Raw genomic sequence first — 13,845 nt, 5'->3', positions numbered from 1 at the left:
GAACACGACTCGCGTGAACCAACGCATCGAGGACTACGCGCTGATCGGCGATCTGATGACCACCGCCCTGGTGGGCCGGGACGGATCCATCGACTGGCTGTGCCTGCCCCGCTTCGACTCGGGCGCCTGCTTCGCGGCGCTCCTCGGGGACGAGGAGAACGGCCACTGGCGGATCGCTCCGGCCGTGGCGGAGGCCGGCGCCGGGTGCACGCGGCGCGGCTACGTCGGCGACTCCCTCGTGCTGGAATCGGTCTGGGAGACCGACGAGGGCACCGTCAAGGTCACCGACTTCATGCCGCAGCGCGACGTCGCCCCCGATGTCGTCCGCATCGTCGAGGGCGTCTCGGGTGCGGTGCCCATGGCGGCGTCGCTGCGTCTGCGCTTCGACTACGGCGCCGTCGTCCCCTGGGTGCGGCGCAGTGACGGCCACCGGGTGGCCGTCGCCGGGCCCGACTCGACCTGGCTGCGCAGCGACCCGCCCGTGGAGACCTGGGGCGAGGACAACAGCACCCGCTCGGAGTTCACCGTCGAGGCGGGCGAGCGGGTGGCCTTCGTCCTCACATGGCACCCCTCGCACGAACCGCGCCCGGACCTCGTCGACCCCTACGAGGCGCTGGAGCACAGCCTGGAGGACTGGCGGGAGTGGTCGGCCCAGTGCCGCTACGAGGGCCCCTACCGCGAGGCCGTCATGCGCTCGCTGATCACGCTGAAGGCGCTGACCTACGCTCCTACCGGCGGCATCGTCGCCGCGCCCACCACCTCGCTCCCGGAGGAGATCGGCGGCGTACGGAACTGGGACTACCGCTACTGCTGGCTGCGCGACTCGACCCTGACCCTCGGCTCGCTCCTGCAGACCGGCTTCCTGGAAGAGGCGCGCGCCTGGCGCAAGTGGCTGCTGCGCGCGGTCGCGGGCGATCCGGCCGACCTCCAGATCATGTACGGCATCGCGGGCGAGCGCCGGATCCCGGAAACCGACCTGCCGTGGCTGGCGGGGTACGAGTCCTCCGCGCCGGTCCGGGTCGGCAACGCGGCCGTCGACCAGCTCCAGCTCGACGTGTACGGGGAGGTCATCGACTCCCTCTACCTGGCCCGGACCTCGGGGCTGGTCTCCGAGGCGCACGCCTGGCAGATCAACCTGGCCCTGCTGCGGTTCGTGGCGGAGAACTGGCGCCGGCCCGACGAGGGCCTGTGGGAGGTGCGCGGCCCCCGGCGGCACTTCGTGCACTCCAAGGTGATGGCGTGGGTGGCCGCCGACCGGGCGGTGCGCACGCTGGAGGCCCACCCGGATCTGGAGGGCGACGTCGAGGCCTTCCGCGCGATGCGCGACGAGGTCCACCGCGATGTGTGCGAGAAGGGCTTCGACCCGGTGCGGAACACCTTCACCCAGTCGTACGGCTCCACGGAACTCGACGCGGCGACCCTGCTGATCCCCCGGGTCGGCTTCCTGCCGCCGGACGACCCCCGGGTCGTCGGTACGGTCGACGCGGTCCGCGAGGAACTGGGCCACGGGGGGCTCGTCCGCCGGTACTCGACGGAGGGCCCCTCCGTGGACGGCCTGCCCGGCGCCGAAGGCACCTTCCTGGCCTGCTCGTTCTGGCTGGCGGACGCCCTGCTGATGACGGGGCGGGAGAAGGAGGCGCGCGAACTCTTCGAGCGGCTGCTGGAGTTGCGCAACGACGTGGGGCTGCTGGCGGAAGAGTACGACCCCGTCGCGGGGCGCCAGCTGGGCAACTTCCCGCAGGCCTTCAGCCACATCGGCCTGGTCGGGACGGCCCTCGCCCTCGGCGGCGCCTGGCCGGTGGCCGACGGCCCGGCCGACCGCTAAGCGGAATCCCGCGCCCGCACACAGGACGAAGCTGGTCTAGACCTTGACAGGTCCAGACCAGCTTCGCTTGAGTGGCCGTAGTTGCCCCCACGGCAACTCCCCCCACCCAAGGAGCAGTTCCGTGATACGTGCGCTACGCCGCCGCGCCCTCGCCCTGGCATCCGCCGCGGCCGTGACCGCCGCCCTCGCCCTCGCCCTGCCCGCCACCCCCGCCGCCGCGGCCACCGCCTGCGCGGGGCCCTGGGCCTCCGCCGCCGTGTACACGAACGGGATGACCACCTCGTACGGCGGCCACAACTGGCAGGCCAAGTGGTGGACGCAGGGAGAGACGCCCGGCACCACCGGCCAGTGGGGCGTCTGGGCGGACCAGGGGGTCTGCGGAGGCGGCCAGGACCCCGACCCGGACCCCGGAACACCGTCCGGATTCGTCGTGTCCGAGGCCCAGTTCCGCCAGATGTTCCCGAACCGGAACCCGTTCTACACCTACAACGGGCTGGTCGCGGCCCTGTCCGCCTACCCCGCCTTCGCCCACACCGGCGACGACACCACCAAGCGCCGCGAAGCCGCCGCCTTCCTGGCCAACGTGTCCCACGAGACCGGCGGGCTGGTCTACATCGTCGAGCAGAACACGGCCAACTACCCGCACTACTGCGATGCTTCCCAGCCCTACGGCTGTCCGGCCGGGCAGGCCGCCTACTACGGCCGCGGCCCCATCCAGCTCAGCTGGAACTTCAACTACAAGGCGGCCGGCGACGCCCTGGGCATCAACCTGCTCGCGAACCCGTACCTCGTCGAGCAGGACCCGGCCGTGGCCATGAAGACGGCCCTCTGGTACTGGAACACGCAGAACGGCCCGGGAACCATGACCGCCCACGCGGCCATGGTCAACGGAGCGGGCTTCGGCGAGACCATCCGCTCCATCAACGGCTCGCTGGAGTGCAACGGCGGCAACCCGGCCCAGGTGCAGAGCCGGGTGGACAGCTACCGCGCCTTCACCCAGCTGCTGGGGGTCACCCCGGGCGACCGGCTGACCTGCTGACCCGCCGAGGTGCCGGGGCACCCCGGCCCGGCCGCGCTCAGAAGGGCTTCGTCGGCAGGTACTTGCCGTCGAGCGTGATGACGGCGCGCTCCCCGCCCTCCGGGTCGGCGACCTTCTTCACGTCGAGCCGGAAGTTGATCGCGCTGATGATGCCGTCGCCGAACTGCTCGTGGACCAGGGCCTTCAAGGTGGTTCCGTAGACCTGGAGCATCTCGTGGAACCGGTAGATCGTCGGGTCGGTCGGGATGCCGCCCGGGATCGAGCCGCGGGTCGGCACCGTCTGCAGGAGGCGTACGGCGTCGTCGTCCAGGCCGAGCAGGCCGCCGATGGCGACGGCCGCGTCGGCCGGAAGGGGGTGCTGGCCGAGCAGGGCGGCGGTGACGAAGGCGACCGACAGACCGGTCACGTCGGCGATCTCCTGCCAGGACAGGTCCTTGCGGGTCTTGGCCTCGACGGCCGCGATCGCGAGGGCCTGCCGGGCGGAGGGGTCGAACTGGGCGTGCAGCATGGGGCTCTTCCTTCGTCGTGAGGGTGAAGACGTCGTGCGGGTGAAGGGGAAACAGCGGAGGGAAGGGCGGGCGGTCAGGCCGCGACCGTGAAGTCCTCGACGGCTCCCGTGGGGATGTCGTAGACCCAGCCGTGCAGGGTGACGCTGCCGGCGGCCAGCGCCCGGGCCACCGAGGGGTGGGTGGCCAGGTTGGCGAGCTGCGCGGCTACGTTGTCGCGGACCAGGGCGCCGACCCGGTCCGGGCCCGATCCGGCGCGGGCCACGGAAGCGTCGGCGTGCCGCAGCCAGCGGGCCACCGCAGGCAGGGCGGCCAGGTCCTGGTGCTCGGCGAGCGCGGTCATCGCGCCGCAGGCGGAGTGCCCGCAGACCACGATGTCGCGGACGCCGAGGACCGCGACGGCGTATTCGATGCTGGCCGCCACCCCGTCGGAACCGGGGGCGTAGGCGGGCACCAGGTTCCCGGCGGTGCGGATGACGAACAGCTCCCCCGGCTCCCGCTGCGTGAGCAGCTCGGGGACCACCCGGGCGTCGGAGCACCCGATGAACAGCGTCTGCGGCTCGTGGGTGGTCGCCAGGCGGGCGAAGAGGTCCGCCTTTGCCGGAAAGACGTCCTGCTGGAAGTGCGCGACACCTGCGGCGAGATCGTGCATGGCCACTCCTTCTTCGGGGTGCGTCGGTAGGGACGGGCTGACGTGTTCCACCATGCATGAGCTGCCGCTATAGAGTCCAAGTCGTACTGATCATGACTCTTATAGGTGTCATCTATAGGCGGGTCTATGCTGGAGTCATGGCCCCCGAACTGCGCCACCTGCGCTACCTGCTCGCCGTCGCCGAACACGGCAGTTTCACCCGCGCCGCCGAAGAGCTGCGCGTCTCCCAGCCGACCCTTTCGCAGCAGATCCGCCAGCTGGAGCGAGCGGTGGGGATCCAGCTCCTGGACCGCAGCGGGCGGAGCGTGCGGGCCACCGACGCCGGGAGCACCTACCTGCACTACGCCCGCCGCGCGCTGCGGGACCTGGCCGCGGCCGAGCGGGCCGTCCTCGACGTCGCCGACCTGTCCCGGGGCTCGCTGCGGCTCGCGATGACCCCGACCTTCACCGCGTACCTGCTCGGGCCGCTGGTGGCCGAACTGCACCTGCGCCATCCCGGAATCACCCTGGACGTCCAGGAGATGACGCAGGCGCAGCTGGAGTCGGCGCTGCTGGCGGACTCCCTGAACCTCGCGATCGCCTTCGCGGGCCCGCACCTCGCGGGCATCGCCGCCACCGCCCTCTTCACCGAGAGCCTCGGCCTCGCCGTGGGCGCCGCCCACCCGCTCGCCGGGCGGACCGCTCCGCTGACGGCCGCGGAGCTGGCGGAGTGCGATCTGGCCCTGCTGAGCGGCGGGTTCGCCACCCGGACCCACGTCGACGGCTATTTCGCCGCACAGCGCATCGCGCCCCGCGTGGTGATGGAGGCGAACTCCGTCGGCGCCCTCACGGAGATCGTCCGGCGCACCGCCCTGGCCACGGTGCTGCCCGATGCCCTGGCCCTCGACCGCCCCGGGCTGCACCCCGTCGGCCTCACCCCCGCGCTGCCCGCCCGCGGCGTCGTCCTCCTGCGCCGGGAGAGCGCGTACGAGAGCGCGGCGGCCCGCGCCTTCGCGGCGCTCGCCATGCGCTGGACACCGCCCGGGCCGCCCGGGCCGCCCGGACCGCAGGAGGAGCCGGGGCCGGCGGAGAAGCCTGCGCCGTAGGAGCCGCCCGGGCTGCCCGCAGGAAAACCCGGTGACGCGGGGCCGCGGACGTGATGTCGTTCGGAGCGGTCCACCACCAATGGCCCGCTCGAACCACCGTCCCCCACACAGAATCCGAGGACCACATGCCCCACGTCCCACCCGACCGCATCGCCGCACTCACCACCGCCATGGCCGCCTCCGAGCTGGACCGCGAGGCCCAGGAGGTCCAGACCCGCTACCGGGCCGAGCTGGTACGCCGCTGGGACATCGCGCCCGGCGACCGGGTGCTGGAGATCGGGTGCGGGCAGGGCGACATGACCGCCGTGCTCGCAGACGCCGTGGGGCCGGACGGTCACGTGCTGGCCGTCGACGTCGCCGATCCCTCGTACGGCGCGCCGGTAACGGTCGGCGAGTCCGCCGCCCGGCTGACCGCCGGCCCGCTGGGCCCCCGGATCGACTTCCGCTTCGGCTTCGACGTACTGGACGAGGAGGCGGCGGCGGGCATCCCGGACGGCGCCTTCGACCACGTGGTCCTCGCCCACTGCTCCTGGTACTTCGACTCGGCCGCGCGGCTCGGCCGCACCCTGGCCCGGGTGCGCCCGTGGGCCCGTACGCTCCGCTTCGCCGAATGGGACCTCACGCCGCGCGCCGCCGACCGCGTCCCGCACCTGCTCGCCGTACTGGCCCAGGGTCAGGCGGCCGCTTACGGGCACGGCGAGGGTGCCAATGTGCGCACCCCGATGTCCCGCGAGGCCCTGCGCGCGCTGCTCGGCCCGGCGGGCTGGGAGCCCGTGGCGGAGGAGGGCATGGAGAGCACCGGGCTCCAGGACGCCGACTGGGAGATCGCCATCTGCCGGGAGATGTACGCGGCCCTGGAACCCGGCTCGGCGGTCGCCCGCGCCCTGCGGCCGACCCTGGACACCCTCGGCGCCCTCGCCCTCCCGCGGGGCAACGCCACCCTCGACGCCTACGTGCTGACGGCGCGCTAGGCCGGCTCGCCTGGCCCGTATCCGCTCCCCGCCCAGCCGGATTCGGCCAAGGCGGGGAGCGGGGGCGCGGCCCTCGGGCGAGTGGCGCGGGGAAGCAGGGGCAGGTCGCGCGGCCGGGGCGCGGGGGCGCGCGACCCGCCAAGGGGTCGCGCAAGGCGGGATTCGGTCAGGCGTGCGGAAGCCGGACCCTTGCGCACACCAAGTCACAGAGTGTTTGCTCTGTTTCCGACCGCGCCCCCACCGACGAAGAGCAGGACCCATGTCGACGACCCCGAAAGTCCACGAGCTGCCCCAGACCAACCAGCTGCGCGCCCTGCACACGGTCATCCGGGACCGTGGCGCCAGCCGCGCCGACTTCGTCCTGTACTCGCGCCGCGTGATCCGATTACTGCTCGAATCGGCGCTCGACCTGCTGCCGTTCGACAAGCACGAGGTCGTCACCCCCGTCGGCGAGACCTACCACGGGCTCAAGTTCACCGGGAAGCTGTGCGCCGTCCCGGTGATCCGCGCCGGGGACGCGATGGCCGAGGCGCTGCGGGAGTTCATCCCCGGCATCCGCATCGGCAAGATCCTCATCCAGCGGGACAAGACCACCAAACTGCCGCACCTGCAGTACTGGAACCTGCCCGACGACATCGCCGAGCGGCACGTCCTGCTGCTGGAGCCGATGCTCGCCACCGGCGGCAGCGCGAACGCCGCGATCGGGGTGCTGACCGACGCCGGGGTGCGCGAGGAGAACATCGTGCTCGTCGACTTCCTCGCCGCGCCGGAGGGGATCGCCGCCGTCCACCGCGAGCACCCGGCCGTCACCATCATCACCTCGTCTATCGAGGAGTGCCTGAATCCCAACGCCTTCATGATCCCGGGCATCGGGGACTTCGGTGACCGCTTCTTCGGCACCACCGACTCGGCCGTGGCCGCGCGGTGAGCGGCCACCGGGTCGCCGCCGATTCCGCCGTCACCGCCCTCGCCCCCGCCGTGTGGGGATCGACGTATCTGGTGACGACCGAATTCCTGCCGCCGGACCGGCCGTTGCTCGCGGCCACCGTCCGGGCGCTGCCCGCCGGGCTGATCCTGCTCCTGATCGGACGCACGCTGCCGCGCGGGATCTGGTGGGCGCGGGCACTGGTCCTGGGCGTGCTGAACATCGGCGCGTTCTTCACGTTCCTCTTCCTCGCCGCCTACCACCTCCCCGGCGGCGTCGCCGCGCTGATCGGTTCGGTCCAGCCGATGTTCGTCCTGATCCTCTCGGCCCTGCTCCTGGGGGACCGGATACGGGCCGTGCACGTGGTGGCCTGCGTCCTGGGCGCGGCCGGCATCGGGCTTCTCGTGCTCCAGCCGAACGCCGGGCTCAACGCGACCGGAGTGACGGCCGGCCTGCTGGCCGCGGTGAGCATGGCCTGCGGCATCGTCCTCACCAAGCGCTGGGGGCGCCCCGAGGGGGTCGGCCTGCTGACCTTCACCGGCTGGCAGCTGACCGTCGGCGGACTGGTCCTCGCGCCCATCGCACTGCTCGGCGAGGGCCTGCCGGACGCCGTCACCGGGCGCAACGTCGCCGGGTTCGCCTACCTCGGCTTCGTCGGGGCGCTGCTGGCCTACGCCGTCTGGTTCCGCGGGGTGGAGCGGCTGCCCGCCCTCGCCGTGTCCTTCCTCGGTTTCGTCTCCCCGCTCGCCGCCACCGCGCTCGGTTATCTGGTGCTGGACCAGACCCTGTCGCCGCTCCAGCTGTCCGGCGCCCTCGCGGTCGTCGCGGCGGTCGTGGTCGCCCAGCCGCGCGGCGGGCGCCGGGGGCCCGAGCGGCCCGCGCCGCCGTCGCCCAGCGAGCGTCCCCCCGTGTCCACCGGACGTACGGCGCCCGCCGCGTCCCGACCGTCCGGAGTGGTCAGATGAACGCGGACCCGATCGACGCGCCGGCCGGCCCCGCCACCGTGCTGGTGGACCTGCTCGCCGCGCAGGTACGGACCCGGCCCGGCGAGGTGGCCGTGAGCTGCGGCAAGGACCGGCTCACCTACCGTGAACTGGGCTCCGCGGCAGCCCTGTTGGGACGCCACCTGCGGCGGCTGGGGGCGGGGGCGGACACGCCGGTGGGGCTGTACGCGGAGCCCTCCCTCGACCTGATGACGGGGGCGTGGGGCATCCTCGCCTCCGGCGGGGCGTACCTGCCGCTGTCGCCGGACTATCCGGAGGACCGGCTGCGCTACATGATCGAGGACTCCGCGATGGGGATCATCGTGACGCAGCGCCACCTGGTGCCCCGGGTCCGCGAGCTGGCACCGGACGGCACGACCGTGGTGGCCCTGGGCGGCGAACTGCCCGGGGCCCCGGACGGCACGGACCTGGACGGCCCCCGGGCCGCGACGGGGCGGCCGGGTGACCTCGCCTACGTCATCTACACCTCGGGTTCCACGGGCCGCCCGAAGGGCGTGCTCATCGAACAGCACAGCATCGTCTCGCAGCTGCGCTGGCTCCTGGCCGAGGGCCACCTCGGTCCCGGCACCAGCGTGCTCCAGAAGACCCCTATGAGCTTCGACGCCGCGCAGTGGGAGATCCTCGCGCCCGCCGCGGGCGGGCAGGTGGTCATGGGGGCGCCCGGCTGCTACCGCGACCCCGAGGACCTCGTCGACACGATCACGGCGCACGGGGTGACCACCCTCCAGTGCGTGCCCACCCTGCTCCAGGCGCTGCTGGACACCGAACGCCTCGGCTCCTGCACCTCCTTGCGGCGCGTGTTCTCCGGGGGCGAGGCGCTGACCGTCAAGCTGGCCCGCGCCTTCGCGGCGCAGCTGCCCGGCACCCGCCTGGTGAACCTGTACGGGCCCACCGAGTGCACGATCAACGCCACCGCCCATACCGTCGACCTCGCGGCCCTCGACGGGGAGGAGGCCTCGGCGATCGTCTCCGTCGGCGTGCCGGTGGCGCACACCCGGTGCTTCATCCTGGATGCGGACCTGCGCCCGGTGGCCGGCGCCGGGGAGAAGGGCGAGCTGTACATCGGCGGGGTGCAGCTGGCGCGCGGCTACCTGAACCTGCCCGAGCAGACCCGCGAGCGCTTCCTCACCGCCCCCTTCCTCCCGCGCGAGCGGCTGTACCGCACCGGCGACCTCGCCTCGTGGAACGAGGACGGCACGATCCGCTTCCGCGGCCGCGCGGACACGCAGGTCAAGCTGCGCGGCTACCGCGTCGAGCTGGAGGAGATCACCTCCGCCATCGAGGAGCACACCTGGGTGCGGCGGGCCGCCGCGGTGGTCACCGACGATCCGCGCACCGGTTTCCAGCAGCTCTCCGCGCTCGTCGAACTCAACCCGCGCGAAGCCTCGTTGATGGACCAGGGAGCACACGGCTCGCACCACCAGTCCAAGGCCAGCAAGCTCCAGGTCAAGGCCCAGCTCTCCAATCCGGGCCTGCGCCCCGCCGCGGACCTCGCGGGCCTGCCCGTGATCCCCCTGCCCGGCCGGGAGGCCACGGGCGACCAGCGGCGCGCGGCCTTCGCCCGCAAGACCTACCGCTTCTACGAGGGCGGCAAGGTCACCCGGGCCGATCTGCGCGAGCTGCTGGAGAGTCCCGCCGCCGCCGTCGTGCCGCGGCCCGCGCGCTCAGCCGCCGACCTCACGCGCGCCGAACTCGGCGAGCTGCTGCGCTGGTTCGGCCCCTTCGGCAGCGGCGAGCGGCTGCTGCCGAAGTACGCCTACGCCTCCCCCGGCGCGCTGTACGCCGTGCAGATGTACCTGGAGAGCGCGGGCGGCGTCGCCGGGCTGGCGGCGGGGATCCACTACTTCCACCCCGTCGACCACACCCTCGTCCGCATCGGAGACGCCCCGTCCGGCGCCGACGCCCCCGGCCCCGGCGCGCTGCGGGTGCACTTCCTGGGGCGCCGCGCGGCGATCGAGCCGGTCTACAGCACCAACATCGAGGAAGTGCTGGAGTTCGAGACCGGTCACATGCTGGGCGTCTTCGAGGAGGTGCTCCCGGCGTACGGACTGACCGTGCGGCCCGCCGCGCACGGCGGCGCGGCGGTGCGGTCCGCCCTCGCGGTGGCGCAGGAGGACCACTTCGTCGGGACCTTCGAGCTGGTCCCCGCCGACCATGCCGCGCCGCCGGAGCCCGTGGACCTCTTCGTCCAGGCCCACCCGGGCCGGGTGCTCGACCTCCCGGGCGGCCTCTACCGGCTCGACGGCGGGGAGTTCACGCCCGTCGCCGCCGACATGGTGGAGAAGCGGCACGTCATCGCGATCAACCAGGGCGTGTACGAGGCCGCGAGCTTCGGCGTCAGCGCCGTCAGCCGGGCCGCGGACGAGCGGCTCGCCTACGTGGGTCTGGGCCGGACCCTGCACCGGCTCCAGCGCAACGCCCTGCGGCTGGGCCTGATGTCCTCCGGCTACTCCTCCCGTTCGGGCCATCCGCTGCCCACCGCCCAGCGCATCGACGCCGTCCTCGCGGAAGCGGGCATCCCGTCGGGGCCCTCGTACTTCTTCCTCGGCGGCAAGGTCAGCGAGGAGCAGATCACCTCCACCGGGATGCGCGAGGACTCCGTCCACATGCGCGGCCCGACGGAGATGATCCGGGACGACCTGGCCCGGCTGCTGCCCGATTACATGATCCCCAACCGGGTGCTGGTCCTGGACGCGCTGCCGCTCACCGCCAACGGGAAGATCGACTACGCGGCGCTGGCCGCCCGCGAGGAACTGACCGCCCCCGCCCGCGGTACCGGCGATCCCGTGCCGCCGCGGACCCGGACCGAACGCCTGCTCGCCGGGGCCTGGGGCAAGGCGCTCAAGTACGCGGACGTGTCCGGCGTCTCGATGACGGACAGCTTCTTCGCCTCGGGCGGCAATTCGCTGATCGCGATGACGCTCACCCGGTGGATCAACCGGGAGTTCGGGATCTCGCTGCCCATGCAGACGCTCTTCGGCCATCCCCGGCTGGCCGATCTGGCCGACCGGATCGCGGACGCCGATCCCGAACCGGCGTCCCGGCTGGTGCTGTTGCACGACAGCGGTCCGGCGGGCGAGCGGTACGCGCAGGGGCCCGGCTCCCCGGTGTTCTGCTGGCCCGGGCTCGGCGGCTACCCGATGAACCTGCGGCTGCTGGCCCGCGAGGCGCGTACGCAGGGCCCGTTCTACGGGGTCCAGGCGGCCGGCATCAACGCGGGCGAGGCCCCGTACCGGACCATCGGGGAGATGGCCGCCGCGGACGTGGCGGAGATCCGGCGGATCCAGCCCGACGGCCCCTACACGCTGTGGGGCTACTCCTTCGGGGCCCGGGTGGCCTTCGAGAGCGCCTGGCAGCTCGAACAGTCCGGCCAGCGGGTGTCCGACCTGCTGCTGATCTGCCCGGGCAATCCGAAGCTGCGGGACTCGCGCGGACGGCCGTACGGCCGCGAGTCCTCCTACGCCAACCCCGGTTACGTGACGATCCTCTACTCGGTCTTCGCCGGCGCCATCGCGCACGGACCGGACCTCGACGCGTGCCTCGCGGCCGCCGTGGACGAGGACGCGTTCGTGGAGTTCGTGGCCGGGCGCTTCCCCGAGCTGGACCCCGGCACGGTCCGGCGGATCACCCGGATCGTGGAGGAGACGTACGAATTCGACTACAGCTTCCACGAGATGGCCGAGCGGTGCCTGCGCGCTCCGGTGACCGTCATCCGGGCCGCCGGGGACGACTACTCCTTCATCGAGGGGCGCTCGGGGTACTCCGCCGCCCCGCCGGTCGTCATCGACCTGCCCGCCGACCACTACCAGGTGCTGCGCCGCGAGGGCATCGAGGCACTCGCGGCGGCCGTCCGCACCCGCATCCCGTCCCACGCCTGAACCGAACGCCGCCCGAAAGGAGGGGCCCCGTGCCCCACGTCCACATCCGCCACTTCCCCAAGGACCTCCCGCCCGAGCGGCTCGCCGCCTTCGACGAGGCGCTCACGGCGGCCGTCATGGAGACCTTCGACGTCGGCGAGGAGGCCGTCTCCATCGCGCTCGAACCGGTGGCCGCCGAGGACTGGGACGGCCTGGTGCTCACCGACATCGCCGCCCGCCGGGAGCTGCTGCTGAAGGCGCCGGGCTACTGGGACGGCGCGTGAGCGCCGCCACGGGGGTCCCCCTCGTGTACACGGAGGAGGTCCGCGAGGCCCTCCACGAGGGCCGGCCGGTGGTGGCCCTGGAGAGCAACGTCATCACGCACGGCCTGCCCTACCCCGACAACGCGGCCACGGCCCGCAAGGTCGAGGACGCCGTCCGCGCGGGCGGGGCGGTGCCCGCGACGGTCTGCGTGGAGGACGGCGCCGTCCGCGTCGGCATGAGCGACGCGGACATCGAGCGGTTCGCGTCCCGGCCGGGCATCCCGAAGGTCTCCAGCAGGGACCTGCCGGTGGTGCTCGCCCGGGGCGGCCCGGGCGCCACCACGGTCGCCTCTTCACTGGTGGCGGCCGAGCTCGCGGGGATCCGCTGGTTCTCCTCCGCGGGCATCGGCGGGGTCCACCGCGGCGCCCAGCAGACCTTCGACGTCTCCTCTGACCTGATCCAGTTCACCCGGTCCCGGGTCGCGGTCGTCTCCGCGGGCGCCAAGATGATCCTGGACCTCGGCCTGACCCTGGAGTACCTGGAGACCCACTGCGTGCCGGTGGTGGCGTACGGCTCGGACGACTTCCCGGCCTTCTACTGCCGTACGAGCGGCCACCGCGCCCCCCACCGCATCGACGACCCGGACACCCTGGCCCGCGCCGTCGAGACCCACCGGGCGCTGGGCGGCCCGACCTCGTTCCTGATCACCACCCCGGTCGCCGAGGAGGACGCCATCGACTCCGCGGAAGTGGAGGCGGCCATCGCGCGGGCGGTGACCGCGGCCGACCGGGACGGCGTCTCGGGCCAGGGGCTCACGAAGTACCTGATGCGGGCCGTGGACGCGGCCACCGACGGGCGGGCGGCCCGGGCCAACATGGCCGTGCTCGCGACCTGCGCCGAAACGGCTGGCCGCCTGGCCGCCGCCCACACCGCACTGCTGCGGAAGACCCCGATAGGTTCACCCTCATGATCAGACTCGCCGTGTTCGACCTGGACGGAACGCTCGTCGACTCCCCGCGCGCCATCGTGGCGACCTTCGGGGCGGCCTTCGACGCCCTGGGCGTCACCCGCCCCGCGGACCTCGCCGTCCGGGCCACGATCGGGCTCCCCCTGGAGCGGGCCTTCGCACTCCTCCTGGAAGCACAGCAGGGACGGGAGGCGGACGAGACCCTGGTTGCCGAGGCCGTCCGGCTCTACCGGCGGTTCTTCGACACCATAGTCCTGCCACAGGCTCCTGACCTGGTCTTTCCCGGGGTCGCTGAGGGTCTCGCCCGGCTGCGGGAGGACGGGGTGGCGCTCGCCGTCGCCACGAGCAAGTACCACCGCCCCGCGGACGCGCTGCTCACGGCGGCAGGGCTGCGGGAGTACTTCGCCGAAGTGATCGGCGCGGACGAGGTCACCCGGCCCAAGCCCGATCCCGAGTCCGGACAGGTGATCCTGGACCGGCTGGGGATCGTCGCCGAGCACGCGGTGATGGTCGGGGACACCACCCACGACCTGCTGATGGCGAAGGCGGCCGGGATGCGGTCGGTGGCCGTCACCTACGGAGTGCACTCACCGGCCGAACTGGCGGTGGCCGGGCCGACCTGGGTGGCCGACACCTTCCTGGACGTCGTCGCCCACCTGGCGCCCGTCCCGGCGTAACGGCCGGGCACCGCGCCGCTGCCCGCGCACGTCCGGTGGTCCGGTGTCCGGATGTGACAGAGAACCGTCATTG

At 73.0% G+C, this 13,845-nt stretch carries 12 protein-coding genes; 10 read left to right on the top strand and 2 right to left on the bottom strand.

Features of this window, described 5'->3' with window-relative positions; genetic code table 11:
• Positions 1-13: 13 nt before the first annotated feature.
• Together AC0693_RS10725 and AC0693_RS10720 are read left to right on the top strand one after the other, a co-directional pair.
• On the top strand, positions 14-1,825 hold the full coding sequence (locus AC0693_RS10725) for a glycoside hydrolase family 15 protein (protein ID WP_469315786.1): 1,812 nt from the start codon (positions 14-16) through the stop codon (positions 1,823-1,825).
• A gap of 121 nt (positions 1,826-1,946) precedes the next feature.
• Positions 1,947-2,864 carry a glycoside hydrolase family 19 protein gene (locus tag AC0693_RS10720; protein ID WP_469315785.1) on the top strand — a complete coding sequence of 306 codons (918 nt, stop codon included), beginning with the start codon at positions 1,947-1,949 and terminating at the stop codon, positions 2,862-2,864.
• Positions 2,865-2,901: 37 nt separating this feature from the next.
• Here the strand turns inward: AC0693_RS10720 and cynS are convergent, their stop codons facing one another.
• Both cynS and AC0693_RS10710 read right to left on the bottom strand, forming a co-directional pair.
• Positions 2,902-3,372 carry a cyanase gene (gene cynS / locus AC0693_RS10715; protein ID WP_469315784.1) on the bottom strand — a complete coding sequence of 157 codons (471 nt, stop codon included), beginning with the start codon at positions 3,370-3,372 and terminating at the stop codon, positions 2,902-2,904.
• 74 nt (positions 3,373-3,446) lie between these two features.
• On the bottom strand, positions 3,447-4,022 hold the full coding sequence (locus AC0693_RS10710) for a carbonic anhydrase (protein ID WP_469315783.1): 576 nt from the start codon (positions 4,020-4,022) through the stop codon (positions 3,447-3,449).
• A 137-nt stretch (positions 4,023-4,159) separates the two neighbouring features.
• Here AC0693_RS10710 and cynR point away from each other — a divergent pair, with 137 nt between their 5' ends.
• The 8 genes from cynR (at position 4,160) to AC0693_RS10670 (ending at position 13,772) form a co-directional block, all read left to right on the top strand.
• A complete protein-coding gene (gene cynR / locus AC0693_RS10705) occupies positions 4,160-5,107 on the top strand; it encodes a transcriptional regulator CynR (RefSeq protein WP_478801518.1) in 948 nt (315 codons plus the stop codon).
• Between the two features lie 125 nt (positions 5,108-5,232).
• A complete protein-coding gene (locus AC0693_RS10700; protein WP_478801517.1) occupies positions 5,233-6,078 on the top strand; it encodes a methyltransferase domain-containing protein in 846 nt (281 codons plus the stop codon).
• A gap of 259 nt (positions 6,079-6,337) precedes the next feature.
• Positions 6,338-7,006 carry a uracil phosphoribosyltransferase gene (gene upp / locus AC0693_RS10695; protein WP_356413173.1) on the top strand — a complete coding sequence of 223 codons (669 nt, stop codon included), beginning with the start codon at positions 6,338-6,340 and terminating at the stop codon, positions 7,004-7,006.
• Entirely contained in the window at positions 7,003-7,968 is a 966-nt protein-coding gene (locus tag AC0693_RS10690) for an EamA family transporter (protein ID WP_478801516.1), read from the top strand. Before upp ends, AC0693_RS10690 begins: the two co-directional genes overlap by 4 nt.
• Positions 7,965-11,885 carry an amino acid adenylation domain-containing protein gene (locus AC0693_RS10685; RefSeq protein WP_478801515.1) on the top strand — a complete coding sequence of 1,307 codons (3,921 nt, stop codon included), beginning with the start codon at positions 7,965-7,967 and terminating at the stop codon, positions 11,883-11,885. Before AC0693_RS10690 ends, AC0693_RS10685 begins: the two co-directional genes overlap by 4 nt.
• Positions 11,886-11,914: 29 nt before the next feature.
• Positions 11,915-12,148: a tautomerase family protein gene (locus AC0693_RS10680; protein ID WP_469315778.1), complete on the top strand. Its 234-nt coding sequence runs from the start codon at positions 11,915-11,917 to the stop codon at positions 12,146-12,148.
• Positions 12,145-13,098 carry a pseudouridine-5'-phosphate glycosidase gene (locus tag AC0693_RS10675; protein ID WP_478801514.1) on the top strand — a complete coding sequence of 318 codons (954 nt, stop codon included), beginning with the start codon at positions 12,145-12,147 and terminating at the stop codon, positions 13,096-13,098. The genes AC0693_RS10680 and AC0693_RS10675 overlap by 4 nt, the downstream gene beginning before the upstream one ends.
• The gene (locus AC0693_RS10670) at positions 13,095-13,772 is read left to right on the top strand and encodes an HAD family hydrolase (RefSeq protein WP_478801513.1); all 678 of its coding nucleotides are present in this window, start codon (positions 13,095-13,097) and stop codon (positions 13,770-13,772) included. The genes AC0693_RS10675 and AC0693_RS10670 overlap by 4 nt, the downstream gene beginning before the upstream one ends.
• Positions 13,773-13,845 lie beyond the last annotated feature (73 nt).

This window comes from Streptomyces sp. NPDC043876, assembly GCF_056435825.1.
Note: the sequence above shows the minus strand (reverse complement) of the source record. Positions and strands in the feature narration are given on the sequence as shown.